Source organism: Kribbella sp. NPDC004875 (assembly GCF_042873375.1).
In the GTDB taxonomy this organism is placed as follows: Bacteria; Actinomycetota; Actinomycetes; order Propionibacteriales; family Kribbellaceae; genus Kribbella.
This window is the reverse complement of record NZ_JBIALI010000001.1, coordinates 1,589,125-1,613,210: the sequence shown is the minus strand read 5'-3', so window position 1 is coordinate 1,613,210 and position 24,086 is coordinate 1,589,125. Positions and strand designations below refer to the sequence as shown.

The window sequence follows — 24,086 nt, the reverse complement described above, 5'->3', positions numbered from 1 at the left end:
TCCACAGGTAGTTCTGTGGATACCCAGCGTTACAGGTCGTCGAGACGCGCTCTGACCCGATGGTGATCGGTGAGCGACTCGGCGAGCGCGAAGCCGAGCGAGCGGTAAGCCTCGAAGTCCCACTCGTCGTAGAACTGGTCGCCGGTCGTGCGCCGCGGGAAGTCGGCGTGCTCGACGGAGTACTGCTCGACGTCCCAGTCGAGATGGCCGGCCATCACGGCCTTCACGAAGAAGATCTCGGTCTTGTACGGCTTCTCCTCGCCGTCCTCCAGCGGGTGGGTGGCGAGGCCGTAGGCCCAGGCCCGGTCCGCACGCGGCTTGCTGCCGCGGACCATCGGCGACGGGTCGATGTCGATCTCGATGCCGTGGTCCATCCGGGCCGTCGCGGTCGCCTCGGCGAGCGCGGTGAAGCGGTCCTCCACGTCGTTCGAGGCGTCGATGACGATCACCTGCGCCGGCTTGCGGCGGAGTGCCTCGACCAGACCGAGGTTGTCGTAGTGACCACCGTCGGTCACGTAGATCCGGCGCTCGTACATCGACGGTGACCCGACCGCCTCGTGCAGCAGGCGGTAGGGGCCTGGCTTGTCGATCACGCTGCCGACGTACCGCCGTACCTTCGGGAAGAAACCGTGGCGCTCCGGGAACGCCGGGCCGCTGCGGTTGTTCCAGTAGGGGTTCGGCAGCCAGACGCCCAGCCGCGCGTTCAGTACGGCGAGCAGCAGCCGCACCGGCCGGGTCCGGCTGTTCGCCCGCCCGGTCAGCGGACTGAGCGCGGCGCCGCTGATCGCCATCGCGGCCGGCACCGTCACCTCACGCTTCAGTACGTCGGCCTCGCGCTCGTAGTCCGCCGTCTCGCGCTGCCCGCCGTCCGGCAGCGACCGGTCCCCGACGATGCCGATCTGGTGAGCGTCGAACACGAACGGCACGCAGCCCCGCTGCGTCGGCACGAAGTCCGGGTCGTCAACGTTCGCGACGCCGGCGATGACGAGCTGCGGACCGCCGTCGACGGGGTTCGCCCAGTCCGAGTACCGCAGGCGCAGGTGATAGTCGAGCGCGACCGCCGCGCCGTTGTCCTTCCGCGTCACCAGGAACGCGCGCGACAGCCGCTCCCGGTAGAAGGAGTGCAGCGAGGTCCGGTTCGCGTCGGTGAGCACCTTGATCGCGACGGCGATCGCGGCCAGCACCAGCGCCACGTTCCAGTCCTCCTGGTACGTCGTGTCGGTCGCGTACCCGCCCGTCCAGCGCAGCAGCACGATGACCGCGGCGACCACGATGATCGCGCTGCCGGCCCACGGCGCGAGCTTGGTCCGGGCGAACACCAGCAGTTTCGCGCGCATCCCGGTCGCGGCCTTCCCCTCGACCATCAACCCGTTCCACACCGACTTGCCGAGCCCGATCAGGACGACGACCAGAGCGCTGAACGAGGCCACACCCTGTTTCGTTGGGTCAACCAACGCCAAGAGCGCCGACGGCAGACTCGGCTGATCCGCGGAGTCACCGGGGATCTGCCCCAACAGGTAAAGACCTCCCGGCACACCGAGCAGCAGGACCACGACCGGTACGCCGTACCGGAGGGTGACGTTGCCGATCGTGGTGAGGATCGAGCGAACGATGTCGGGCATCCGGGCCCAGCGGTCCCAGACCTTCTCGATCACGAACATCAGGGCGCTGACCGCGAGCAGCGCCACTGACAGGCCGACGAAGAACCAGGAGTCGTTCGGCCGCCAGTCGACGTGGATCTCGGAGTTCCGCGAGACGACGACCTGCTGGTCGGCGAGGAACCAGCCGAGCACCCACGCGATCGCACGCAGCATGATGCCGATCAGCAGCAGATTCACGACCAGCCCGAACAGCACCGACAGAGCCGCGCGGAACATCGCCCGGCCACCCGACAACAGGTAGCGGGTCTGGCGGCGCAACCGCGCCAGCTCCGGCGATCCCGGCGAGAACGGGTCCGCGCAGGTACGACGCAGTACGTGGAAGGCCGCGGCCATGTAGCCGCCGCCGCTGACACCGATCACGGTCGACGCCTTGTCGTACAGGCCGCGCTCGCGCAGGAGCTGCAACGCGCCGAGGCAGAACGACGCCGAGCGGATGCCGCCGCCGGAGCAGGTGATGACGAGGCGGCCCGCATCCCGGTGGTCGCGTTTCGCACGGCGGAACGTCGCGGGCGGAACGGGCGCCACGCCGTACCACCTGCGCTGGCCGAGGCGGCTCGTCGCGAGCAGACAGGCGGCGAGGATCAGCGCGCCGGCCAGGAAGACCGCGCGCATCAGCCAGGTGATCCAGCCCGCCTCGAGATCAGCGCAGGGGGCGGAGCCGAAGTCGCTCCACAGCACGAGATTCTCGGCGACGTCGAGCACGGCCGCTGTGAGCACGACCCAGAACCCGATGGCCGCGATCCGCTGCCAGGACTGGCGGTTGAGGAACCTGACGTACTTGTACGCGCGGAACGCGGCGTACACGTAGGCCATCACGAACGTCGCGTCGACGAGGATCGAGAGCCGGCCGGGCACTTCACAGCCGAAGGCCGAACCGGCCGCCTGGTGGACCGCGGCGCGCATCGGCACCTGGACGATCGCGAGGACGACGGCGAGCTGGAGTGTGTTGGTGAAGGTCCGGCGCCGGCCGATCTGCTCGATCGTGGCGTCGCCCTTGGTGCCGTCCGATTCCCCGAGCATCGCCCTATGATGCCCGGTCCCGGGGATCAAGCAGCCAGGGTCTGTCCGATCCGGTGCGGGCGAAGGGTTTACAACGATGGCAAACGGACGGTACAACCGAAGGCGAGACCGGTCCGCCCCCCAGGTTTCGAGAGGTGTGTCATGAGGTTCATCCGTGCCACCCTGGTCGCCGTACTGCTCATCGGCGTACTGGCGCCAACCGCCCCAGCCGTCGAGAAGCAGGAGAGCGCCTTGGCCTCCCAGACGTTCCGGAACCCGGTGAACCCGTCCGCGGATCCGTCGCTGATGTTCTACAACGGCAAGTACTACGTCGCGACCACGCGCGGCGACCGGATCGGGATCTGGTCGTCGCCGAGTCTTGCCACGTTGCTCGTGCAGCCGGAGCAGGTCGTCTGGCGGGATTCGGACACCTCGCGCAACACCCAGATGTGGGCGCCGGCGTTCCGGCACGTCGGGAACCGTTGGTACATCTACTACACGGCCTCCGACGGCGTGGACGCCAACCACCGGATGTACGTGCTCGAGTCGGCCGGTGACGACCCGCTCGGCCCGTACAGCTTCAAGGCGAAGATCGCGGACTTCGGCGAGTACGCGATCGACGGTGAGCCGATCACGGTCAACGGCCAGCAGTACTTCGTCTGGACCGGCCCGGGCCGCGGCCAGGGCGGACCGGCGCAGCTCTACATCGTGAAGATGAGCAACCCGTGGACGTCGGTCGGCGACCGGGTCGCCATCCCGGCGGACGGCGGCTGCACGGAGGTCCGCGAGGGCCCGACCCCGCTGTACGGCGCGACGCGTACGTTCCTCACCTACTCCACCTGCGACACCGGGAAACCGGACTACCAGCTGTGGATGAAGAGCATCGCGAACGGCGCGGACCCGATGGTCGCGTCCAACTGGGTGCAGCACGCCGGACCGATCTTCTCCCGCAACGACGACACCGGCGTGTGGGGCCCCGGCCACCACTCGTTCTTCAAGTCGCCGGACGGCACCGAGGACTGGATCGCGTACCACGGGAAGAACACCAGCACGTACACGTACTCGTTCCGTACCACCCGCGTCCAGAAGATCACCTGGAACGCCGACGGTACGCCGAACCTCGGCCGGCCGCTCGCCGCCGGCGCGACCCAGAACCTGCCGTCGGGTGACCCCGGTTCGTCGAACTACTGGATCAACGACACCGACAGCACGGTCACCTACACCGGCAACTGGAGCTCCGGGTCCGGCTGCGGCAACCAGTGCTTCTGGGGCAACGACCACTGGAGCGGCGAGACCGGCGCGACCGCCACGATCCAGTTCACCGGCACCCGCGCCGCCCTCCTCAGCGTCGCCGACACCGGCAACGGCATCGCCGCCATCTCCCTCGACGGCGGCCCCGAACAACGCATCGATTACTACAGCTCCATCCGCGTCGGCGAACACCTGATGTACATCACCCCGACCCTCACCGCCGGCCCCCACACCCTGCGAGTGCGAGTAACCGGCGACAAGAACCCCGCCTCGAGCAGCACGGTCATCAGCCTGGACCGCATCGAGGTCTACTAGTGCCGCGCCAAAAAACCTTCGGGTTGTCAGGCCCCTTGCCGTCCCTGCCAGCCATGACCCCAGCCGGCTCTGCACGCGCCGTCGTGGCGCCGTTTTAGTGGTTCACCTCAGAAATGGTCCGTTCCCACGCGGCATACCAACTGCTCACGGACAACCTCAGAGGTGAACCGCTCGAATGCCTGGCCGGGGTGCCTGGCTGGGGAAGACCTCAACGTCTTGTCACGGCTTTGGCTCAGCCCTTGAGGCCGGAGGCGAAGCCTCGGATTACGTAGCGCTGGAGGATGAGGAAGAGGAGGAGGATGGGAAGGGCTGCGAGGATCAGGCCTGCTGCTACGAGGCCGTAGTTGGAGGTGTACTGGTTGACGAAGGCGAACACGCGGACCGGGACGGTCTCGTGGCCGGAGCCGCCGAGGTACAGCAACGGCGTGAAGAAGTCGTTCCAGATCTGTACGGCGTTCAGGATCAGCACCGTCCCGGTGATCGGCCGGAGCAGCGGGAAGATCACGTGGGCGAAGGCCTGCAGGTGGGACGCGCCGTCGATCAGCGCCGCGTTCGTGTAGTCCGCGGGGAGCGAGCGGATGAAGCCGGTGTACAGGAAGACCGTGAACGGCAGCTGGATCCCGGTGTAGAAGAGGATCATGCCCTGGTACGTCCCGAGCAGTCCCAGATGGTCGACCAGCTGGTAGAGCGGGATCATCCCCAACTGGAACGGCAGGATGATCCCGACCAGGAACAGGATGTACAGGCTGTAGCTCAGCCGCGTCACCGTCCGGGCCAGGAAGTACGCGGCCAGCGACCCGAGCGCGATCAGCAGCAGCACGCTCGCGACGGTGATCAGCGTGCTGTTCAGCAACGCCGATCCGAGACCGGCCGAGCGCCACGCCTCGCCGAAGCTCGACACACTCGGCGGCGACGGCAACGACAGCGGCCGGTTCGCGACCTGCTGCGGGTCCTTGAACGCCAGCGTCACCAGGACATACACCGGGAACAGGAACCCGACCGCGACCGCGATCATCACCAATTCGAGCACGAACGTCCGCGGGCGGTATCTCATGCCGTCGTCTCCCTCGACCTCAGGTACCCGATCTGCAGGAACGACACCGCCGCGACGAACAGCGCGAGCACGAGCGCGACCGCCGTACTGTAGCCGAACTTCCCGTAGACGAACGCCTGCTTGTAGAGCACCGTCGACAACGTGTCGGTCGCGTACCCCGGTCCGCCGTTCGTCATCGCGATGATCTGGGTGAACAACGTCAGCCCGCCCACCGTCGACAGCATCACGTTGATCGTCACCGCGGGCGCGAGCAACGGCCAGGTGATGTGCCGGAACCGCGCCAGCGCCCCGGCACCGTCGACCATCGCGGACTCGTGCAGCTCCGCCGGCACGCCTTCGAGACCGGCCAGGAAGATCACCATCGAGTACCCCGCGCACTGCCAGATCACCGTGAACGCGACCGACCACAACGCGATCGACGGATTCCCCAGCCAGTCCTGCCGCAACGAGCCGAGTCCGACCGCGCCCAGCGCCGCGTTCAGTCCCGCGTCCGGCGCCGGGTTGTAGACGAACTTCCACAGGAACGACACCATCACCGGACTCACCACGACCGGCGCGAAGAACACCAGCCGCAACGCCATCCGGCTCTTGATCCCCGTGTGTACGCCGAGTGCGAGCAGCAACCCGAGCGCGTTCTGCACGACCACGATCGCGACAGTCAGCAGCAATGTGTTCCGCAGCGCCCCGAGTGCCTGGTCGTCGTGCACCAACTGCTTGAAGTTGTCGACCCCGACGAACGACTTCGCGTTCCCGATCCCCGACCAGTCGGTGAACGCCGAACCCGCCCCGGCGATACTCGGATACAGCACCACCACCGCGTAGACGAGAATCGCCGGCACCGCGAACCACCACGGCGGCACGATCCCACCGCGCCGCCGGGACCGTTTCGCGCTGTCCGCCCGGACCGCGACCACCGAAGCCGTCATGCGCCCTTCCGATACGCCTCGTCCATCTTCTTCAGGGCGTCCGGCACCGTGGTCTTGCCGCCGAGCAACTGCTGGACGACGGCGAAGTGGGTCGGCTGTACTTCGGCGTTCGGCCAGCGCTGGTCCATGAACGGGACCGCCTTGTTCGCCTTCAGGGACGGGAGGAACGACGTCAGCGCGGGGTCGACCTTCGCGTCGCCGTACAGCGGGACGCAGGACACCGCCTCGGCCCAGGTGTTCAGGTTCTCCTGCTGACCGCAGTAGTCGAGGAACGCCTTCGCCTGGTCGGCCTTCTTGCTCTTCGCGCTGACCGCTATGCCGACCACCACGCCCGCCGGGATCCAGTTGTCCGCGACGACGTCCGTGGCCGGGAACGGGAACATCGACAGGTCGTCCGGCGAGCTCGCCGCGGCCCGGAACGCGGACAGCACCGCGGACACCTGGACCGCCATCGCGGCCTTCCCGGTCGCGACCATCGAGGTCGCCTGCTCGTACGTCGTCCCGTTCGGGTTGTCGTTGAAGAACCCGCGCTTCTGCAGTTCGAGGTACTTCGTCATCGCGTCGGCCCACCCGGAGTCCGCGAAGGACGCCGTACCCGCGGCCATCTTGTCGTCGAAGTCCGGGGTCTTGGCGTAGACCGTGCCGGGGACCAGCGCGTAGTTGATCAGCTGGGTGATCCACGGGGTCTGGGCGCCGAGCGCGATCGGGACGATGCCCTTCTTCTTCAGCTTGTCGCAGACGGTCAGCAACTCCGACCAGGTGGCCGGCGGCTGGACGCCGGCGGTCGCGAAGGCTTTCTTGTTGTAGATCGCGCCGAGCATGCTGGAGCCCGGCGAGAAGATGTACGTCTTGCCCTCGTTCTGGAAGGCGCCCTTGAACCCGCTCGGGACCTTCTGCGTCCAGGACTGGCTGCTCAGGTCGGTGAGCAGGCCGGCCTTGCTCAGCTGAGCCATCGACATCGCACTGCCGTTGCCGGGGTAGACCACGTGGACATCGGGCGCATTGCCGCCACCGAGCTGCGTCCGGAGCGCGGTCTGCACCTGGTCGGCCGGTGCGAACGAGAGGTTGAAGTCGAAACCCGAGTGCGACGACTTGTAGGCGTCGAGCACCTTCCGCAGGCCGGCCTCCTGGTCGCCGACGCCGATCACCTTCAGCGTGCCGCCGGAGGACGACGAACCGCCGCCTCCACCGCAGGCGGCCAGCGTGCCGGACGCGGCGGCCGTGACGGTGGCGCCGCCGAGCAGCTGCAGGAGCCGCCTGCGGCTGACGGACCGATCGAGTGCCATGGTGCCTCCCTGAACGCCGAGATATCGGCCGAGGATGTGAAGTAATCGCAGGATCGTGTTACTTTCGTCACGCGGGACGCTACGTACGGCCCGGGAGGGTGTCAAGACCTCGTTGAAAGGATTCAGTCCCCGGCGGTGTGAAAAGCCGTCCGCCGGGGTTTTGGGCCCCGACCTGGGTCGCCTGAGAAGATGGCGCCGTGCCCGTGACCGCCTGCCCTCGTCCGGCCGGTACGCCGTACCTCGTACCGCTGCCCGGCGGTGCCGTCACGTCCGCACGTGGACCGGTGCACCGGTGAAACGAGTCCTCCTGGCCGGCCTCCTGCTGCTGGCCCTCGCGCTCGGCGTCGGCGGCGGCTACTACACCGGCGACCGCCTGGACACGCCCGAGCCCACCGCCGAGGGCACCGCGGGTCCGCTCGGTGAGGTCACGCCGTCGCCGTCCGAGACCCCTTCGGAGTCACCACTCCCGGTCAAGACACCGGTGCCGAACAACCTGGAACCGCTCGAGACCGGGCTGGAGTATGCCCGGCGTACCTTCACGGTCGACCCGAAGGACTTCTCGCCGGTCCAGCTGGCCGTGGACATTCCGCAGGGCTGGCGCCTGACCCGGGACCCGAAGGCCCCCGGCGAGGTCAAGTTCCTCGACAAACTGCGCGAGCGCGGCGTCCGTGTGGAGTCCGACCAGCCGGCGAGCATGACCCCCGCCGACCACCGCGCCCAGCTCGTCATCGACCTGAAGAAGTCCCAGGCGCCCGAGAACGACGTCCGCATTCTCAGCGAAACCGACAACGAACAGATCCTCGGCGACGACGGCCAGCCCCGCACCGTCTCCACCCTGATCTACACGTTCATCCCCGGCGAGACCGTCCGCTACGTGATCGTCCGCTGGATCGCGATGAACGACAACCCCCTCGCCACCGTGGAAATGAGCATCACCGGTCTCCCCCAGGACGCCGACGGCCTCGCCGAAGTCCTCCAGCACGCCACCACCTCCGTCCACGAGGTGAGCTGAGCGGCTGTTTCACAGAATCGTTACCTGTGTAGTGCAACCTGAGAGGGGGCTCAGGGGTCTTCAGTACGAGAGCTGTGGAGGTGGGGGTGTCGTGCGGAGCGTTTCGCGGCGGGCGTTTCTGGGCGCCGGGCTGCTGACCCTGGCCGGGGTCGGTGGCGCCGGTGGGTACGGCGTCGGCCTGTTCTTCACCGGTGAACCCAGCGTCGCCGGCACCGCGGCCCCACTGCCGACCACCTCCTCCCCCAGCACGCCGACCACGCCGACGGCTCCCACACCGCCGCCGAAGACAGTGGTCGAGGACAAGAGCAAAGCCCTGGATGTCAACGATCTCGAGTACAAGACGCGGGTTTTCGGGGTGACCAGCGTCGTGCACTCGACCGTGCACGTCCGGGTGCCGAGCACGTGGAGCTTCACCCAGCCGGATCCGCCGAAGACCGGCCGCTACACCGATCCCACCGGGAAGCGCTGGATCCGGATGGAGGCCGGCTTCACCATCCGGCGCGCACCTGCCGCCTCGATGGAAGCGCGGCTTGTCGCCCTGCGGTCGGTTCCGGCCGGCCAGATGCTCTCGATCAAGTCGACGACCGTGGATCCGGACACGAAGGAGGCCACGCTCGTCTACACCTACGTGCCGGAAGAGTCGCGCCGCTACGTGATCGTCCGCTGGGTGGCGAATCCGGACGGCTTGTGCACCTTCGAGATCGGCGTCACCGGGCTGCCTCAGGACCGCGAGGCCTTGGAGGACATCCTGGACCACGCCGCGGAGTCGGCGACGCGGGACGACTCGGCGATCTAGTTCGACGTAGCCCGAACTGTCCAAGTGGGAACTTGGTAAGCATGCTCCTCGCGTTGCTGTGTGTCGGCATCTTCCTGATCCAGTTGGACGTGACGGTGGTCAACGTGGCGTTGCCAACGATCCGCGTCGATCTGGCGACCAGTCTGAGCGGGCAGCAGTGGGTTGTGGCGGCGTACATAATCACTCTGGCCGGTCTGCTGCTGGTGTGCGGCGCATTGGGCGACCGGATCGGCCACCGACGCGTAGTCCTCGCTGGGCTGGCAGTCTTCGGCGGCGCCTCACTGGCATGCGGCATCGCGCCCACAGTCGGGCTACTCATTGCCGCACGTGCTGTTCAGGGCATCGGCGCCGCGCTGCTACTGCCAGGCACTCTTGCCGTCATCACCGACCTGTACGCCGACAGCGCGGCAAGGGCTCGTGCCGTCGGCATCTGGTCCGGCGCCGGAGCTCTGGCGCTGCCGTCCGGCCCGCTGTTGGGCGGCGCACTGGTCAGCGGCTTCGGCTGGCGCGCAGTGTTCCTCGTCAACCTCCCGATCATCGCCGTCGCGCTTCCACTGGCCTGGAGACTCGTGCCGAAGCGCAAAGGCCACCAGCACACCAGCCCAAGGCTGCGGATCGGTGCGGACTTCGTGGGCGCCAACCTGGTCGCCGGACTGATGAACTTCGTCGGCCTCGGCACTGTCCTCGTGCTGACGCTCTATCTGCAGGAACACCTGTCCCAGAAGCCGTTCCGGGCCGGACTGGAGCTCATCTCGCTCTTTCTGCCATTGGCTGTATTAGGACCGGTATCCGGCCGCATCACCGCCCGCTACGGCCCGCGTCTCCCCATGTCGATCGGACTGGTCTTCGGCGTCATCGGATCGGCCTTCCTGCTGGGTATCAACGACTCCAGCGGCTACGCAGCCGTCGTACCGGTGCAACTCGGCCTAGGCCTCGGCATGGGCTTCCTGACCGCTGCAGTCGTGCACGCCGCGATCGCAGCGCTCCCGTCGGAGCGGGCCGGTTTCGCCAGCGGGGTCAACAACACCGCTCGCCAGGCCGTCGGTGCGCTGGGCATCGGCGTGTACGGCGCGATCGTGGGCCACTCCCCCGATTTCGTCAGCGGACTGCACACGCTGGCGTGGCTGGGCGCGGGCCTGTGGACAGTGGCGCTGGCCATCACGTGGATGACCGTTGAATAACTGAACCGTCAGTCGACGGGCCAGATGGTGCGGAAGATCGTCGAACGCAGCCGGTAGAACCTGCGTCGTGCGGACTGCATCAGCGCCGGCGACGGCCGAAACCGTTCGGTCGGAAAACGCATTGGGGACATCCTCAGTCGGAGTAATTCACCGAATCGGCGATCTCCGTGGCCCGATCGACGTCGGCCCCGGGCACGATCACCTGGACGAGCAGCGAGCCGCCGTCCCCGTGATCGACGACCCGTTCGAACAGCACCATATCCGTCCCCGCACAGTTGGTGGACAACCGGCTCGTCGCCGTTCGGCCGTTGACGCTGCCAGGGAAGGGATCTCCCTCTTTGCAGCCGAACTGCTTGCTGTCCGGCAACGCCAGCTTCGAGCCCGCCACCCCGACGAAGACCCCCGGCGACCGCTCCGACCAGTTGACATCCTTGCTGACGCGGAACGCCGGCGCCTGTTCCGTATCGCCCGGTGCCTGCCAGTTGGTCTGCGCCTTCGACTGCGCCCACGCGCGCGGCATCCGCACCGAGAAGCGCCCCTGCGAGACCTCGATCGCCTCGCGACCTGACAGGTACCAGTGCCCGGCATACCCGGCCCCGCCGCCGACCACCAGCGCCAGCAAGGCAGCCACCACCCACCGCCCCCGCCGCTTCTTCGGCGTGACTGGAGCAGCAGGTACTTCGGACTTCGGGTCAGCCTCGACAGCAACGGTCTCCGCCTCGGCGGCAGCGGCCTCTGACGGCGCAGCGGTCTTCACCACCGTCGGCTGGTTCTCGTCGCTGAGCGCGGTCTGCTCGTCCAGATCGTCGGCCTCCGAGGCAACGGCTGCCGCCTCACGGATCTGGATCGGGAAGTCGTGCGTGGTCTCGTCGAGCCCGCCGACCAGCTGGCGGGTGAACGTCTGCACGTCCGGCCAGCGCTTGTCCCGGTCCGGGTCCAGCGCGCGGACGATCGCCGCGTCGACCTGCTCCGGCAGCTCGAACCCGAGCGAGCTCGGCGGCGGTGCCACCTTCACCCGGCTCGCCGCGCCCAGACCGTCGACCTGGTGCGGTGAGCGCCCGGTCAGAGCGGCGTACGCGACGGCGCCCAGCGAGTACTGGTCGGCGCGCTGGTCCAGCCGCTCACCGAGCGCCTGCTCCGGAGCGACGTACGACGGGGTGCCGCCGGGCATCGTGATGCGGGAGATCTCGTCGAGCGACTTGCCGAGCCCCAGGTCGGACAGCACCGCGCGCTCGCCGTCGTCGGTGCTGCGGAACAGCACGTTGGCCGGCTTGACGTCCCGGTGCAGCAGCCCGCGCCGGTGCAGCGCCTGCAGGCCGCGACCGACCTGGACGACCACGTCGACCGCCTCGGCGAGCGGCAGCGGCTTCTGCTTCAGCCGGTCGGCCAGGGTGCCGCGGTCGGCGTACGTGAGGACCAGGAACGGACGCCCGTCCTCCAGTTCACCGACGTCGTGCACCTGGACGACATGCTCGGACTCGACGCGGCGCAGGAACCGGCCCTCTTCGAGGAACCGCCGCCGAACCGAGTCGTCGTGCCCCCAGTTGTCGGCGAGCACCTTGATCGCCACCTCGGCGTCCAGTTGCTCATCGTGAGCGAGCCATACCGTAGCGAAACCGCCTGAGCCCAGGCGTCGGCGCACGACGTACCGACCGAGTCTGGTTGGGACCCCCATACAGGGCATTATGGGTCATTGGAGTGTCCCTCTCCGGGGCCGATCGAGAGCAAAGGCGCAGATGAGCGAGAGCACCAGCCCGACCGACGATCTTGCCACCCTCGCGGAGCAGGCGCAGGCGGGTGACAAGAACGCGATGGACGACCTGCTGAGGCAGGTGTATCCGCGCGTCCTGCGGATCTGCCGCAGCGTCCTGCCGTACTCCGCCGACGCGGAGGACGCGGCCCAGGAGGCGCTCCTGAACATCGCCACCAAGATCAACACGTACTCCGGCCGCAGCAGCTTCTCCACCTGGGTGCACTCGGTCGCGGCGAACTCCGCGCGGTCGACGTACCGCAAGCTCAAGCGCTCCGCTCAGGCCGCGCACAACCCGGAGCAGATGGAGAAGCCGGACCCGCGCACCACCAGCGTGATCGCCGGTACCCGCCTGGACCTCCTCGAGGCTCTGGAGACGCTGGAGCGCGACCGTCCCCAGATGGTCACCCCGCTGGTCCTCCGGGACGTCTACGGCCTGTCGTACGAGGAGATCGCGGCCGAGGTCGGCGCGCCCTTGGGAACCGTGAAATCCCGGATCCACGACGCCCGCGAGGTCGTCCGCCCGCTGCTCCGCCCCAAGGACTAATTGCATCAACCTGCAATGGATCAGGCCTGCTCATCGGCCTGATGACGCCATAGCCTCCGGGCTATGTCGGCTCGGGGGCTCCTGCACAACGGTGACTATCTCAAGCTGCTGATCGGTCAGACGGTCAGCGGCTTCGGCTCGGCGATGAGCTCGTTCGTCTTCGTCCTGATCGCGATGTCCATCACCGGATCCCCGGCCAAGGCGGGCCTCGTCGGTACGGCGTACGCGCTCGGCGGGACCCTGATGGCGCTGCCCGGCGGCGCGCTCGCGGACCGGATCAGCCGCCGCACGATCATGGTCGGCTACAGCCTCGGCGGGGCGATCCTCTACGGCTCGGTCGCGGTCGCGGGATGGGCCGGCCACTTGACGGTCCTGCACCTGATCCTGGTCAGTTTCTGCGGCGGCCTCGGCTACGCCTGCTTCGCACCGGCCCAGAGCGGGGCGCTGCGGCAGATCGTCGATCCCGACGACCTCGGCACGGCACTGTCCGCGAACCAGGGCCGGCAGTTCCTCGCCGGCCTCGGCGGCGCGCCGCTCGGCGGTCTGCTGTTCTCGATCGGCCGCGTCGTCCCGGTCGCCGTCGACGCGGTCTCGTACTTCGTCATGACCGTGCTGCTCGCAACGATCCGGAAGCCGCTGCGGGCCGCGGAGCCGGACGGGGACACCCACGAACCGATGCTCCGGTCCATCCGGTCCGGCTTGGCCTGGCTGGTCCGGCAGCCGGCGCTGCTGACCATTGCGCTGGTCGCGACCGGGATCAACTTCGCCGCGCTCGGCACGCTCCTGGTCCTGGTCCTGGACCTCCAGCGGGCCGGCACGCCGGCCTCGATCATCGGTCTGCTCGAGACCGGAATGGGTGTCGGCGGCATCGTCGGCTCGATCATCGCCCCCAAGCTGCTCGAGCGTTTCGGGACCGGACGGCTCGCGATCACCAGCAGCTGGATCACGGCGATCACCTTCACCGCGACCGGGTTCACGCGGCAGCCCGCCGTACTGATCGTGCTGCTGTTCACCGCGCTGCTGTTGCTCCCCGCATTCAACTCGGGTCTGTTCGGCTACCAGATGCTGATCACCCCGGACAGCTTCCAGGGGCGGGCGCAGAGCGCCATCGGCTTCCTGGCGACCAGCACGAACCCGCTGGCTCCGTTGCTGGCCGGTGTCTTACTCACCGCTGCCGGAGCGCGGGCGACGTTGCTGTTCTTCGGTGCGCTGCTCGCCCTCTGCGCCGTCGCGCTCACCGTCAGCCGATCGATCCGGGCGATTCCGCTGCTGTCCGAGGTCCAGGCGGTCGCGACCGCCTGAGGAAGGGACTCCCGTTCCGGTCTGGTCTGTGCTCAGATGGGGTGTATGAAGAAGCTGATCAACGACCCTGGTGATGTCGTGAGTGAGGCGCTGCGGGGGATGGCAGCAGCGCATCCGGATCGGTTGCGGGTGGATCTGGAGAACCGGATCGTGTACCGCAAGGACGCCCCGAGGCCGGGCAAGGTAGGACTGATCTCCGGTGGGGGGTCGGGACACGAGCCGATGCATGGTGGGTTCGTCGGGATGGGCATGCTGGACGCGGCCTGCGCGGGTGAGGTGTTCACCTCCCCGGTGCCGGACCAGATGATGGCCGCGACCAAGGCGGTCGACTCGGGCGCCGGCGTCCTGCACATCGTGAAGAACTACACCGGCGACGTGATGAACTTCGAGATGGCCGCCGAACTGGCCGCCGCCGACGCCGGTACCGAAGTGCTGTCGGTGGTGACCAACGACGACGTCGCGGTCCAGGACAGCCTGTACACGGCCGGCCGCCGCGGTGTCGGCGTCACGGTCCTGCTGGAGAAGGTGGTCGGCGCGGCCGCCGAGGAGGGCCGCCCGCTGCAGGAGGTCGCGGACCTCGCGAAGAAGGTCAACGACAACGGCCGCAGCATGGGGATGGCACTCACGTCGTGCACCGTCCCGGCGGCGGGCAAGCCGACGTTCGACCTGGCCGAGAACGAGATGGAGGTCGGCATCGGCATCCACGGCGAGCCCGGCCGGCAGCGGTTGCCTCTGGCGCCCGCGCGCGAGATCGCCGCCATGCTGGTCGACCCGGTGGTGTCCGATCTGCCCTACCGGCAAGGCGATTCGGTGATCGCCTTCGTGAACGGCATGGGCGGTACGCCGCTGATCGAGCTCTACCTGATGTACAACGAGGTCGCCCAGCTGCTCGACCGGGCCGGCATCACCGTGGCCCGATCGCTGGTCGGCAACTACATCACCTCACTGGAGATGGCCGGCTGCTCGGTCACCCTCCTGAAGGCCGACGACGAACTGGTACGCCTCTGGGACGCCCCGGTCAACACCCCCGGCCTACGCTGGGGCGCGTGAGCATGGGCGAAGAAGTCACTATCGACAACTTCAGCAACTGGCTGCGGGACTGCGCGAGCGTGCTGCACGAGAACGCGGCGTACCTGACCGAGCTCGACTCGGCGATCGGGGACGCGGACCACGGCGCGAACATGGACCGTGGGTTCCAGGCGATCGTCACGGTACTGGACGAGACGCCGTTCGACTCCCCGGACGAGTTGCTGAGGAAGTCCGGTATGACGCTGGTCAGCAAGGTCGGCGGGGCGAGCGGGCCGTTGTACGGCACGTTCTTCCTGCGCTTCGGGACCGCGCTGGCCGGCGTCACCCCGATCACCGCCGAGGCGGTCGGGAAGGCGCTGCACGCCGGTGTCGAGGGCGTCCTGGCCCGCGGCAAGCCCGAGCGCGGCGACAAGACCATGTACGACGCCTGGGCGCCGGCGCTGGACGCGTACGACGCAGCGGTCGCGGGCGGCGCGGGGCTCGCCGCGGCGCTGACCGCGGCAGCGGACGCTTCCGCGATCGGCCGGGACGAGACGATCCCGATGGTGGCGCGGAAGGGCCGGGCGAGTTACCTCGGTGAGCGCAGCGCCGGGCACCAGGATCCCGGCGCGACGAGTACCACGCTGATCTTGGAGTCCGCGGCCCGTACCCTGCCATGATCGGGATCGTGGTGGTGTCGCACAGCCGCGCGCTGGCTGATGCGGCGGTCGGGCTCGCCGCCGAGATGGTTGCCGAGGACAAGCGCCCGGTGATCGCGGTGGCCGCCGGGCTGGACGCGACCACGTTCGGGACCGACGCGATGGCGGTGTCCGAGGCGATCACGGCCGCGGACAGCCCGGACGGCGTACTGGTGCTGCTCGACCTCGGCTCGGCGATCCTCAGCGCGGAGATGGCCCTGGAGTTCGTGGATCCGGAGCTGACCGAACGGGTGCGGCTGACCAGCGCGCCATTGGTCGAGGGGCTGGTTGCGGCCGTCGTCACGGCGTCCACGGGGGCCGGGCTCGATGCCGTGGTCGCCGAGGCGGAACGTGGTCTGGCCGGGAAGCAGGATCACCTGGGCGACTCGGCGCCGGAGTCGGTGGGCACGCTGGCCGAGGCTGATCGCACCGTGGACGTGGTGGTGGGCAACGAGCACGGACTGCATGCGCGGCCTGCGGCTCGCCTGGTCGGTCTGGTCAACGGGTACGACGCCGCGGTCACGCTGACCGATCTGGATACCGGCCGTGGGCCGGTGGACGCGGGCAGTCTGAGCATGGTCGCGACGCTCAATGCTCAGCAGGGCCATCGCGTTCGCGTCGGGGCCAGTGGTGCGCAGGCTGATGAGGTGCTGGCGGCGATCGAGAAGCTCGCTGGTGAGAACTTCGGTGACGAGCCGCCGCAGAAGGCCGCGCCGGCGCCTGGTGGGTCCGGGCTGGATGTGGCGATCGGACCCGCCGTACCTGTTGGCGCGGAGGTCGATCTCGGTAGATATGTTGCCGGGGACAACGAGTCGGGGCGGCTCGACGAGGCGCTCGAGACCGCGAGTGGTGAGCTACGGGAGCTGCGGGACGGCAGCCCTGAGCACGGCGGGATCTTCGAGGCGCACCTTGCGCTGTTGACTGATCGTCAGCTGCTCGACGAGGTCCGCGCGGCGATCTCCGGCGGGACGGCGGCACCGGTCGCGTGGAAGCAGTCCTACGACCGGCTCGCCGAGACCTTCGAACAACTCGACGACCCGTACCAGCGTGAGCGCGCACAGGACGTCCGAGCAGTCCGCGACCGGGTACTGCGTGCCCTCGTCGCACCGACCGAAGACAACGCACCCGAGCCGGGCGAGGCGAGCCTGACGGGAGCGGCGGGCGGCGGCGCGGCGGGCGGGGCGGCCGGTGGTGGCGCGCCCGGGATTCTCGTGGTCGCGGAGTTGGATGCGGCGACGGCGGCGACCTTGGATGCGACCGAGATCGCGGGGATCGCTGTCCGGGCGGCGGGGACGACCGGGCATGGGGTGATCGTGGCGCGGTCGCGGGGGATTCCGTTGATCACCGGGATCGGGGACGTCGAGGTTCCGGCGGGTGTGACGGTCGCGTTCGACGCGCGGGCGGGCTCCTTCCAGGTGGCGCCGGACGAGGCGGCCGTCCGCGCGACGATCGCCGAGCGGAAGGACGAGCGGCGGCTGGCAGTCGAGGCCGCCGAGGAGCCGGCGACGACTCGGGACGGCAGGACGATCGACGTACTGGTGAACGTCGGTGCGGTCCAGGACGCCGTGGACGCGCGTGGCGCGGACGGGTCTGGTCTCGTGCGCACCGAGGTGCTGTTCGGGGACCGCAGGACGGCTCCGTCCGTCGACGAGCAGGTCGAGGCGTTCCTCGCGGTCGCCCAGGCGCTGGGCAACAAGCCGATCACCATCCGCACCTGGGACATCGGCGGCGACAAGCCGCTCCCGTTCCTCCCCCAGGCGAAGGAAGCGAACCCGTTTCTCGGCGAGCGCGGCCTCCGCGTGTTCCGGCGCCGCCCGGAGCTGCTCCGCGACCAGCTCGAAGCGATCCGTCGTACAGCGGCCGAGACGCCGGTGCACGTGATGTTCCCGATGGTCACGAACGCCGCGGAAGTCGCCTGGGCGCTGGACGAGCTCGGCCCGCGCGACGGTCTCGAGGCCGGCATCATGGTCGAGGTCCCGGCCGCCGCGTTGCGGGTCGGCACGCTCGCCAAGGACCTCGACTTCGTCAGCATCGGCACGAACGACCTGACGCAGTACACCACCGCCGCGGACCGCACCAACACTGCGGTCGCAGCACTGGCGGACGGTCTGGACCCCGCTGTGCTGCAGCTGATCGACCACGTCGTTCGTACCGCGGGTGTGCGGGTCGCTGTCTGCGGTGACCTGGCCAGCGACCCGCAGTCCGCCGTACTGCTTGCTGCTCTTGGTGTGACGGAGCTGAGTGCTGTCGGTCCGCAGGTGCCGCTGGTCAAGGCCCGTCTACGGCAGGCCGACCTCAGCCAGGTCGACGTCGCCGCGGTGCTGGCGGCTCGGGACGCGGATCAGGTGCGCGGCTTGGTGTAGTAGCGCAGCTCGACCAGGTTGAAGCCAGAGGTGCGCTCCGGCTTGGCGGGAAGCGCGTAGGTCTCGCCGGGCTCCAGATACGTCACGTCGGGGTGGTCTAGGTCCAGGTCGACGACCAGGGCGGGGTAGGTGCCGGTGTGCCAGGTGTAGGACTCACCGGCGTCCGGGGTGACGTGCTGCACACGTACGTCGTCCTCGTCGACAACCACCTTGGTGGGGATCTCACCGGCCTGCTCGAAGCCGGACTCGGCCGGGACACCCGTCACCCTGAAGAACGGGTCGCCGGAGGCCTCCTCGCCCAGGTCGAGCACCTCGATCAGCCTGTTCAGGTACAGCGCGTCGCCGTCGTTCGTGAGCATGTGGACCGGGGACACCGGGCGGTAGACCGAGCCGCCGACGGTCTCGCTCAAGTGCCGCGCAGGGCTGCCGTCCAGCCAGTCCATGTGGCAGGGCGAGGTGGACAGGCACAGGACGACGTACGGGTTGTGGTGCAGGTGCCAGCCCTGGGCCTCGCCGGGCCGCAATGAGACCTCCCAGACCCGGACGCGGGAGTTCTTCAGCAGCACGCGAGTGCCGATCTCCCCCAGGACGACCTCGGTGCCATCGGGGGCGGTGGCGGTGGTACCTGCGGTCATGCGTGCTCCTCCAGCTCGATCGGTCGTTCCATGGCCACGCCGGCGAGTACGACGCCGTCCGGCATGGGTAGGTCGGCGGACTCAACCTCGGCGAAGCCGAAGGCCTTGTAGAGCGGTACGCCGGGCAGGGTCGACATCAGCGCCAGTCGCGTGAACCCCTCTGCCCTCGCGGCCTCCGTACACGCGGTCAGGATCGCCCGGCCGAGACCACGCCGGGTCCAGTCCGCGCGGACGAACATCGCACGGATGCGTGCCGGCTCGGTCGCCGGGTCCAGGAGCCGTTCGTCGGCTCCCGCCGTACTCGCGTTGAACAGCTTGTTCCGACGGCTCCAGCCGCCCGCGGCGACGATCTCGCCACCCGCCTCGTGCACGTAGTAGGTGCCGTCGTCGATCAGCGCCATGTCCAGCGTGGTGATGTGCTCGGCCGCGCTGGCAGTCTGCGCGCCGTCGTAGTACGCCGGGAACTGCTGCAGCACAGACGCGCGAGCCAACTCGGCCACCGCAGGACCATCCGCCGCCACCGCCAACCGCAACACAGCCTCCACGAACACAGGCTAGCTGGACCGGCGTCCCCTGGTAGCCCAGGACCAGGCGAAGTAGTCCCAGGCGGCACCGCCCGCCAGCAGGATCACCCCGACGACGAAGTCGCCCAGATCGTGGTGAGTGACAGCCAGTGCGAAGCCCATGAACAGGAACGGCACCGAGAGCCAGAACGCGATCTGGAAGACGACCTTGCGCCATTTCGGTACGCCGTGCAGGACTGCGGGCGGCTTGTCGAGGACCGGGCGCGGCAGCCCGTCGAACACCGCGGACAGGTCACCGCGGGTCTTCGCGGCGTACAGCAGGTCCGTGCGGCGGTCCAGCTCCGCTTTGTCGATCCGGCCGAGGCCGAACTGTTCGCCGAGGGCGGTCGAGCACAGCGACCGATCGGCGTCGCTCAGCAGCAACCTGTCCCGGACCACCGACCTGAACGCCGCCGGCGATGACTGCCTGGGCCGCTCCCCCGCGGGACGTCTGTTGCGTTTGGTCTCGATGACGGCGCCGGTGATCGTCTTGCCGAGGGCCGCGAACGGCGACTCGAACAGCTCCTTGACGATCTTCAACCGGCCCGCGCCGGCGGGCGTCAGCTCGTACTCCGCCGGCAGCCCCTGCTGCGGACGCCGTACGACGAAGGTCCCACACACCAGCTCGTCCAGCGTCGCCTGGACCTCGTGGTCGGTCGACTTGGTACGCCGCACCAGCTCCGCCCGGGTCAACGGCGCGAACTGCAGGTGGTGGAGGAGCATCTGCTCCAGCACCGGGTTGTTGTCAGTCACAGGTTCCCCCCTCGACTTTGCCCCGCCCGATTGTCGCAGGTACGGGCGGTCATCGAACCCACACGCAACGGTGCAGGAAGCTGCAACCTGGACGCGGTGAAATGGACCAACGGGCTGCTGGACATCTACCGGGTATGACGCTGATACCGATCGAGGCTCGGAGTGGGCCGGTGAGTGAGGGAGTCGTGCACGACTCACCACCAGATGTGCGCCGGGAGCGGTTCGAGGAGGTCTTCGCGACGCATCGGGACGCCGTACTCGGCTACCTGCGCCGCCGGACCGACAGCGGCCACGACGCCGCCGACCTGCTCGCCGACACGTTCCTGGTGGCGTGGCGCCGGCTGGACGACGTACCGCTCGCTCCGCAGACCAGACCCTGGCTGTACGGCGTGGCGCGGCGGGTGCTGGCCAATCACCGCAGAGGTGAGGGCCGACGGCACGCACTGGCGACGAAGCTGCGCAGTGAGCTGACCGACGCTCCGGACGAGCCGTCGCTGGACGACTCCCCGGCAGCTCGCGCCTTTCGCACCCTGCCCGAGCAGGACCGCGAACTGTTGTCGCTGGTCGCGTGGGAGGAGCTGGACACCGACCAGATAGCCACCGTGCTCGGCATCTCCCGCAACGCCGTACGGATCCGGCTGCACCGCGCCCGCAAGCGGTTCGCCAAGTTGCTCACTGCCCCGATCGCGAACCGCGCCGTGGTCGCCCGGAACGAAGAGGTCTCCCATGAAGACGCATGACATCGACGCGGCCGTCCGCGGCCTCGACCCGCTGCGCAGTACCGACCAGGTCACCGACGCCGCGTGGGCCGAGCTGTCCGACGCCGTCACCGCGCAGAGCGACGCCGAGGTCGTGGCGCTCGCCCCGCGTCGGTCGCCGCGCCGCCTGGTGCTGGCCGCCGCCTGCACGCTGCTGATCGGCGGAGTGGTCGCCGGGGCGTTCGTCAGCCGTCCGAACCAGGACCAGCCGGAGGCGCTGTCCTTCACCCAGCACGGCAACAACCTGATCGTCCGCGTGGTCGACCCGAACGCGGACCCGAAGCGGTACAACGCCGAGTTCAAGAAGATGGGATTGGACGTGACAGTCAAGAGTGTCGCGGTCAGCCCGCCGTGGGTCGGCAAGATGATCAGCTACAGCGGCCGCAACGACGAGGACATGAGACAGCTCCGCATGGTGCAGCCGGGTGAGCTGTGCAACGGGACGCTGAACGCCTCGGACCCCGGCTGCCAGGAGGGCGTCGAGCTGCCGAAGAACTACAGCGGCACGACGGAGATCCAGTTCGGTCGCGCGGCGAAGAAGGGCGAGATGTACTGGCACACCTCCTCGTCAGCGACCGACAAGGGCGAGGTGCTGGCCGGAGTGACGGTGAAGAACCTGACCGTCGCCCAGATCCGCCCGCTGCTCGCTGACCGGGGCATCCGCACGGTGGACTACGTCACCGACGGCGCCGCGGACAACAAGCCGAAGAACTCCGCTCCGGACAACTGGTACGTCCACGACGCCACGGCGTACGGAGAGGGCGAGATCTCCCTCTCCGTCGGCCCGAAGCCGGCTAGCTGAACTTCAACTGCAACAGGCCCCCGGAGTACGTCGGACGCAGCGCAGCCTCTACTCGGACGCGCTGCGTCCGCACCGGTGTGAACGTAGTGGTGTTCAGTTGGTCGACCGCCACGTCGTACGGCGTGGTGTTCTCGACCGGCCGCCACGTCTCTCCGTCGAGCCACAGCACCCGCCACGACTCCGGCACCCGGCACTGACCGGAGCCCGTGTCGTCGAACCAGTACGCCGATGCCTCGGACAACTCGTGGACCGAGCGCAGGTCGTACTCGATCCACTCCGTCGTACCCCTGTGATCCCACCAGGTGAAGCGTGGGATCGACGTGTCGTTGGAGGCCTTCGGCACCCGTCCCCAGTCCGGAGCCTCCAGTGAGTCACCGTCGTTCACATGGGAGGCGGTGTACCTGGTGCGGTAGCTCCACTCCTTGCCGTCGGCAGATACCCGCGGGAACGACGTGATCCGCAGCCGAGCAGCACCCATCGGGATCAGCGTCACCGTCTCTACCTGCTCGTCCGAACGCGCAGGACTGGCCTGCAGCATGCCGATCACGTCCTCGGTGTCCAGCTCCCACTGCGGGATCCGCTGCGCCTGCGTGGTGAGCGCCAGCGGCACACCGGTTGTAGTAAAGGGATTCTCGCCCGCTTCGCGCTCCACGAGATCGAATCCGGCACCTGCGACGAGCCCGTAGTTCCAGGCGGACTCCGGGTAGACGGACAGCTCCGGCCAGTCCTCCGTGCCGCCGATCTGCTCGTACCGCTCGTCGATCTTCAGCGAGTAGGTCAGCGGACCGCGGTCGACCGACACCGAGTCGTGGTTGTCGCTCCAGACCCGAGTGGTCGTGCGCATCGGCAACGTCAGCTCGACACGGTCGCCGGAGTGCCAGGTGCGGTCCAGCTCGAGCCAGTCGCCGCTGACGCGCACCGGCTCACCGTTGACCTTCACCGAGACGTCACGAGTCCAGCCGGGACGCCTTAGATAGAAGGGGAACCGGACCGGTCGCTGCGTCGACACAGTGAACGTGATCGTGTCGGAGAACGGGTACTCCGTGTCCTGCACCACGGTGACCGTCTCACCAGCACCTGGGCCGACCGTCGCGGTCACCTTGCTGGCGGCGTACATCGATGCGGCCAGGCCGTTGTCGGTGGTCGCCAGGAAGAGCTCCTGGACGTAGTACGGCCAGCCCATGCCGTAGTTGTGCGGACAGCACCGGTACTGGTGGACGCCGTACTTGTAGGCCTGCATGGCGAACGGGTTCTCGAACTGCCCGTGCTTGCGCTGGTCGTCGAGCTGCGGGCTGTTCGGACAGGTGATGTAGTGCATGACCTTCTGCTGCGCGTCGTACGACGCCGGCAGCGAGTTGAACGCCAGCTCCTCGCACCGGTCCGTCCAGGCGACGTCGCCGGTGAAGCGGGTCAGCAGCTCGCAGCTGTGCATCAGCTCGACGATTCCGCACGTCTCGAATCCCTGCCGCGGATCGGTGAGTCCAGGGCGCGAGTTCTCGTCCCCGGCCCACCCGCCACCGGGGACCTGGCCGTACATCCCCAGCACCGTCGCATAGTTCCGGTACGTCGCCTCGCGGTGCTGCGCGTCGCCGGACAGCAGCCAGTACTGCAGCGGTTCACGGAACCCCTGTGCGATGTTCACGTTGTGCCAGGTGGGAATGCCGTTGACGTAGTCCGCCGACCCGTTGTGCATCTTCGTCACGAGGTCGAGCAGCCACTGGTCACCAGTGCGGTTGTAGAGCCAATACGCACTGTCGATGTTGTCGCCCCAGCGGAACGCACCCCACGACCGGTTGAACACCTCCGGCGGCTGCGTGTTCTGGAACTGCAGGTACTTCGTCATGAACGGGAGGATCCGCTCGTCACCGGAGTACTCGTACCAGGACCGGAATGCGCCCAGCAGCGGCATCCCCGGCCAGAAGTCCGGGCCGTTCTCCAGCGACGTCCGGAGCCGCTCCGGCCCGAACCAGCCATCGGCGGCCTGCGTCGCGAGGATTCCGTTCAGCCACCGCTCCGTCCGGGTCAGGACGCCGGTGTCACCGGTGACGTATCCGAGGTCGGCGAGACCGCGGAGCCAGTACGGCAGCTCCTCCCACGCTCCCTGTGCCGGATCGACCCAGCCGTTCGTGTCGTAGACCAGGAAGTCCGAGATCTCGTCGTACCGGCCGCAGAGGCCGTGGACCTGGAGGTCGAGTTGTTGCGCGAGCCAACCGCGGGCCTCGATCGCACCGGGCGGGAGCTTCTGGAACGGGACGGGCCGGAGTGGGGCGCGTTGCGGCACGTAATGCCCGCCGCGACCGGCAGGCGGCCCATCAGGTTGCGCGGCCGCCGCGTGGGCCGGATCGAGGGCGGTCACGGCAGCCGCCGCAGCGAGGGAGACACCGAGGAAGTCACGACGAGGCATTCCTTGTGGGCTGGGTTCGGGC

General features: G+C 68.5%; 20 protein-coding genes and 1 pseudogene. 12 read left to right on the top strand and 9 right to left on the bottom strand.

Annotation, left to right across the window (positions count from 1 at the left end; genetic code table 11):
• Positions 1–29: 29 nt before the first annotated feature.
• Positions 30–2,681: a hypothetical protein gene (locus tag ACFYRH_RS07755; RefSeq protein WP_387769791.1), complete on the bottom strand. Its 2,652-nt coding sequence runs from the start codon at positions 2,679–2,681 to the stop codon at positions 30–32.
• A 141-nt stretch (positions 2,682–2,822) separates the two neighbouring features.
• Here ACFYRH_RS07755 and ACFYRH_RS07750 point away from each other — a divergent pair, with 141 nt between their 5' ends.
• Positions 2,823–4,226: a glycoside hydrolase family 43 protein gene (locus ACFYRH_RS07750; protein WP_387769789.1), complete on the top strand. Its 1,404-nt coding sequence runs from the start codon at positions 2,823–2,825 to the stop codon at positions 4,224–4,226.
• A gap of 232 nt (positions 4,227–4,458) precedes the next feature.
• Here ACFYRH_RS07750 and ACFYRH_RS07745 read toward each other — a convergent pair whose 3' ends face one another.
• Genes ACFYRH_RS07745 through ACFYRH_RS07735 form a run of 3 tightly spaced genes read right to left on the bottom strand, consistent with a single transcriptional unit; the run spans position 4,459 to position 7,492 of the window.
• The gene (locus ACFYRH_RS07745; protein ID WP_387769786.1) at positions 4,459–5,280 is read right to left on the bottom strand and encodes a carbohydrate ABC transporter permease; all 822 of its coding nucleotides are present in this window, start codon (positions 5,278–5,280) and stop codon (positions 4,459–4,461) included.
• Positions 5,277–6,206: a carbohydrate ABC transporter permease gene (locus ACFYRH_RS07740; protein WP_387769783.1), complete on the bottom strand. Its 930-nt coding sequence runs from the start codon at positions 6,204–6,206 to the stop codon at positions 5,277–5,279. The genes ACFYRH_RS07745 and ACFYRH_RS07740 overlap by 4 nt, the downstream gene beginning before the upstream one ends.
• Positions 6,203–7,492 carry an ABC transporter substrate-binding protein gene (locus ACFYRH_RS07735; RefSeq protein ID WP_387769780.1) on the bottom strand — a complete coding sequence of 430 codons (1,290 nt, stop codon included), beginning with the start codon at positions 7,490–7,492 and terminating at the stop codon, positions 6,203–6,205. Before ACFYRH_RS07735 ends, ACFYRH_RS07740 begins: the two co-directional genes overlap by 4 nt.
• A gap of 292 nt (positions 7,493–7,784) precedes the next feature.
• On the opposite strand from ACFYRH_RS07735, the gene ACFYRH_RS07730 reads away from it, so the two are divergent.
• From ACFYRH_RS07730 to ACFYRH_RS07720, 3 genes are all read left to right on the top strand, one after another.
• Positions 7,785–8,504 carry a hypothetical protein gene (locus ACFYRH_RS07730; protein WP_387769777.1) on the top strand — a complete coding sequence of 240 codons (720 nt, stop codon included), beginning with the start codon at positions 7,785–7,787 and terminating at the stop codon, positions 8,502–8,504.
• A 91-nt stretch (positions 8,505–8,595) separates the two neighbouring features.
• Positions 8,596–9,300: a hypothetical protein gene (locus ACFYRH_RS07725; RefSeq protein ID WP_387769774.1), complete on the top strand. Its 705-nt coding sequence runs from the start codon at positions 8,596–8,598 to the stop codon at positions 9,298–9,300.
• Between the two features lie 41 nt (positions 9,301–9,341).
• Positions 9,342–10,481, top strand: a complete 1,140-nt coding sequence (locus tag ACFYRH_RS07720) for an MFS transporter (protein ID WP_387769771.1) — start codon at positions 9,342–9,344, stop codon at positions 10,479–10,481.
• Between the two features lie 133 nt (positions 10,482–10,614).
• On the opposite strand, the gene ACFYRH_RS07715 is transcribed toward ACFYRH_RS07720, so the two are convergent.
• Positions 10,615–12,156 carry a serine/threonine-protein kinase gene (locus ACFYRH_RS07715; RefSeq protein WP_387769768.1) on the bottom strand — a complete coding sequence of 514 codons (1,542 nt, stop codon included), beginning with the start codon at positions 12,154–12,156 and terminating at the stop codon, positions 10,615–10,617.
• A gap of 61 nt (positions 12,157–12,217) precedes the next feature.
• Between ACFYRH_RS07715 and ACFYRH_RS07710 the strand changes: the two genes are divergently transcribed.
• From ACFYRH_RS07710 to ACFYRH_RS07685, 6 genes and pseudogenes are all read left to right on the top strand, one after another.
• Positions 12,218–12,778 (top strand): RNA polymerase sigma factor, encoded by a 561-nt coding sequence (locus ACFYRH_RS07710; protein ID WP_134110310.1) that lies wholly within the window; start codon positions 12,218–12,220, stop codon positions 12,776–12,778.
• A 63-nt stretch (positions 12,779–12,841) separates the two neighbouring features.
• Positions 12,842–14,080 carry an MFS transporter gene (locus ACFYRH_RS07705; protein ID WP_387769764.1) on the top strand — a complete coding sequence of 413 codons (1,239 nt, stop codon included), beginning with the start codon at positions 12,842–12,844 and terminating at the stop codon, positions 14,078–14,080.
• Positions 14,081–14,125: 45 nt separating this feature from the next.
• Positions 14,126–15,130, top strand: coding sequence for a dihydroxyacetone kinase subunit DhaK (gene dhaK, locus ACFYRH_RS07700; protein WP_387769761.1), 1,005 nt, complete (start codon positions 14,126–14,128; stop codon positions 15,128–15,130).
• Positions 15,131–15,132: 2 nt separating this feature from the next.
• The gene (gene dhaL / locus ACFYRH_RS07695; protein WP_387771738.1) at positions 15,133–15,768 is read left to right on the top strand and encodes a dihydroxyacetone kinase subunit DhaL; all 636 of its coding nucleotides are present in this window, start codon (positions 15,133–15,135) and stop codon (positions 15,766–15,768) included.
• A pseudogene (dhaM, locus tag ACFYRH_RS07690) lies at positions 15,765–16,175 on the top strand (dihydroxyacetone kinase phosphoryl donor subunit DhaM); the annotation flags it as partial. The gene dhaL and the pseudogene dhaM, both read left to right, overlap by 4 nt.
• Positions 16,176–16,187: 12 nt before the next feature.
• A complete protein-coding gene (locus tag ACFYRH_RS07685; protein ID WP_387771735.1) occupies positions 16,188–18,149 on the top strand; it encodes an HPr family phosphocarrier protein in 1,962 nt (653 codons plus the stop codon).
• On the opposite strand, the gene ACFYRH_RS07680 is transcribed toward ACFYRH_RS07685, so the two are convergent.
• The 3 genes from ACFYRH_RS07680 to ACFYRH_RS07670 are packed head-to-tail and all read right to left on the bottom strand — an operon-like array spanning position 18,128 to position 20,100.
• Entirely contained in the window at positions 18,128–18,784 is a 657-nt protein-coding gene (locus ACFYRH_RS07680) for a hypothetical protein (protein ID WP_387769758.1), read from the bottom strand. The genes ACFYRH_RS07685 and ACFYRH_RS07680 overlap by 22 nt on opposite strands.
• A complete protein-coding gene (locus tag ACFYRH_RS07675; RefSeq protein WP_387769755.1) occupies positions 18,781–19,329 on the bottom strand; it encodes a GNAT family N-acetyltransferase in 549 nt (182 codons plus the stop codon). Before ACFYRH_RS07675 ends, ACFYRH_RS07680 begins: the two co-directional genes overlap by 4 nt.
• A gap of 9 nt (positions 19,330–19,338) precedes the next feature.
• On the bottom strand, positions 19,339–20,100 hold the full coding sequence (locus ACFYRH_RS07670) for a DUF1707 domain-containing protein (protein WP_387769752.1): 762 nt from the start codon (positions 20,098–20,100) through the stop codon (positions 19,339–19,341).
• A 170-nt stretch (positions 20,101–20,270) separates the two neighbouring features.
• Here ACFYRH_RS07670 and ACFYRH_RS07665 point away from each other — a divergent pair, with 170 nt between their 5' ends.
• The gene (locus tag ACFYRH_RS07665; protein ID WP_387769749.1) at positions 20,271–20,840 is read left to right on the top strand and encodes an RNA polymerase sigma factor; all 570 of its coding nucleotides are present in this window, start codon (positions 20,271–20,273) and stop codon (positions 20,838–20,840) included.
• Positions 20,827–21,660, top strand: a complete 834-nt coding sequence (locus tag ACFYRH_RS07660) for a hypothetical protein (RefSeq protein WP_387769746.1) — start codon at positions 20,827–20,829, stop codon at positions 21,658–21,660. The genes ACFYRH_RS07665 and ACFYRH_RS07660 overlap by 14 nt, the downstream gene beginning before the upstream one ends.
• Here the strand turns inward: ACFYRH_RS07660 and ACFYRH_RS07655 are convergent.
• Positions 21,653–24,064 carry a beta-L-arabinofuranosidase domain-containing protein gene (locus ACFYRH_RS07655; protein ID WP_387769743.1) on the bottom strand — a complete coding sequence of 804 codons (2,412 nt, stop codon included), beginning with the start codon at positions 24,062–24,064 and terminating at the stop codon, positions 21,653–21,655. The genes ACFYRH_RS07660 and ACFYRH_RS07655 overlap by 8 nt on opposite strands.
• Positions 24,065–24,086 lie beyond the last annotated feature (22 nt).

Coding starts and splice junctions, on each gene's coding strand:
- ACFYRH_RS07740 (WP_387769783.1), bottom strand. CDS start 6,206: ATGACGGCTTCGGTGGTCGCGGTCCGGGCGGACAGCGCGAAACGGTCC.
- ACFYRH_RS07755 (WP_387769791.1), bottom strand. CDS start 2,681: ATGCTCGGGGAATCGGACGGCACCAAGGGCGACGCCACGATCGAGCAG.
- ACFYRH_RS07745 (WP_387769786.1), bottom strand. CDS start 5,280: ATGAGATACCGCCCGCGGACGTTCGTGCTCGAATTGGTGATGATCGCG.
- dhaK (WP_387769761.1), top strand. CDS start 14,126: ATGAAGAAGCTGATCAACGACCCTGGTGATGTCGTGAGTGAGGCGCTG.
- ACFYRH_RS07705 (WP_387769764.1), top strand. CDS start 12,842: ATGTCGGCTCGGGGGCTCCTGCACAACGGTGACTATCTCAAGCTGCTG.
- ACFYRH_RS07720 (WP_387769771.1), top strand. CDS start 9,342: ATGCTCCTCGCGTTGCTGTGTGTCGGCATCTTCCTGATCCAGTTGGAC.
- ACFYRH_RS07750 (WP_387769789.1), top strand. CDS start 2,823: ATGAGGTTCATCCGTGCCACCCTGGTCGCCGTACTGCTCATCGGCGTA.
- dhaL (WP_387771738.1), top strand. CDS start 15,133: ATGGGCGAAGAAGTCACTATCGACAACTTCAGCAACTGGCTGCGGGAC.
- ACFYRH_RS07710 (WP_134110310.1), top strand. CDS start 12,218: ATGAGCGAGAGCACCAGCCCGACCGACGATCTTGCCACCCTCGCGGAG.
- ACFYRH_RS07715 (WP_387769768.1), bottom strand. CDS start 12,156: ATGGGGGTCCCAACCAGACTCGGTCGGTACGTCGTGCGCCGACGCCTG.
- ACFYRH_RS07735 (WP_387769780.1), bottom strand. CDS start 7,492: ATGGCACTCGATCGGTCCGTCAGCCGCAGGCGGCTCCTGCAGCTGCTC.
- ACFYRH_RS07660 (WP_387769746.1), top strand. CDS start 20,827: ATGAAGACGCATGACATCGACGCGGCCGTCCGCGGCCTCGACCCGCTG.
- ACFYRH_RS07680 (WP_387769758.1), bottom strand. CDS start 18,784: ATGACCGCAGGTACCACCGCCACCGCCCCCGATGGCACCGAGGTCGTC.
- ACFYRH_RS07655 (WP_387769743.1), bottom strand. CDS start 24,064: ATGCCTCGTCGTGACTTCCTCGGTGTCTCCCTCGCTGCGGCGGCTGCC.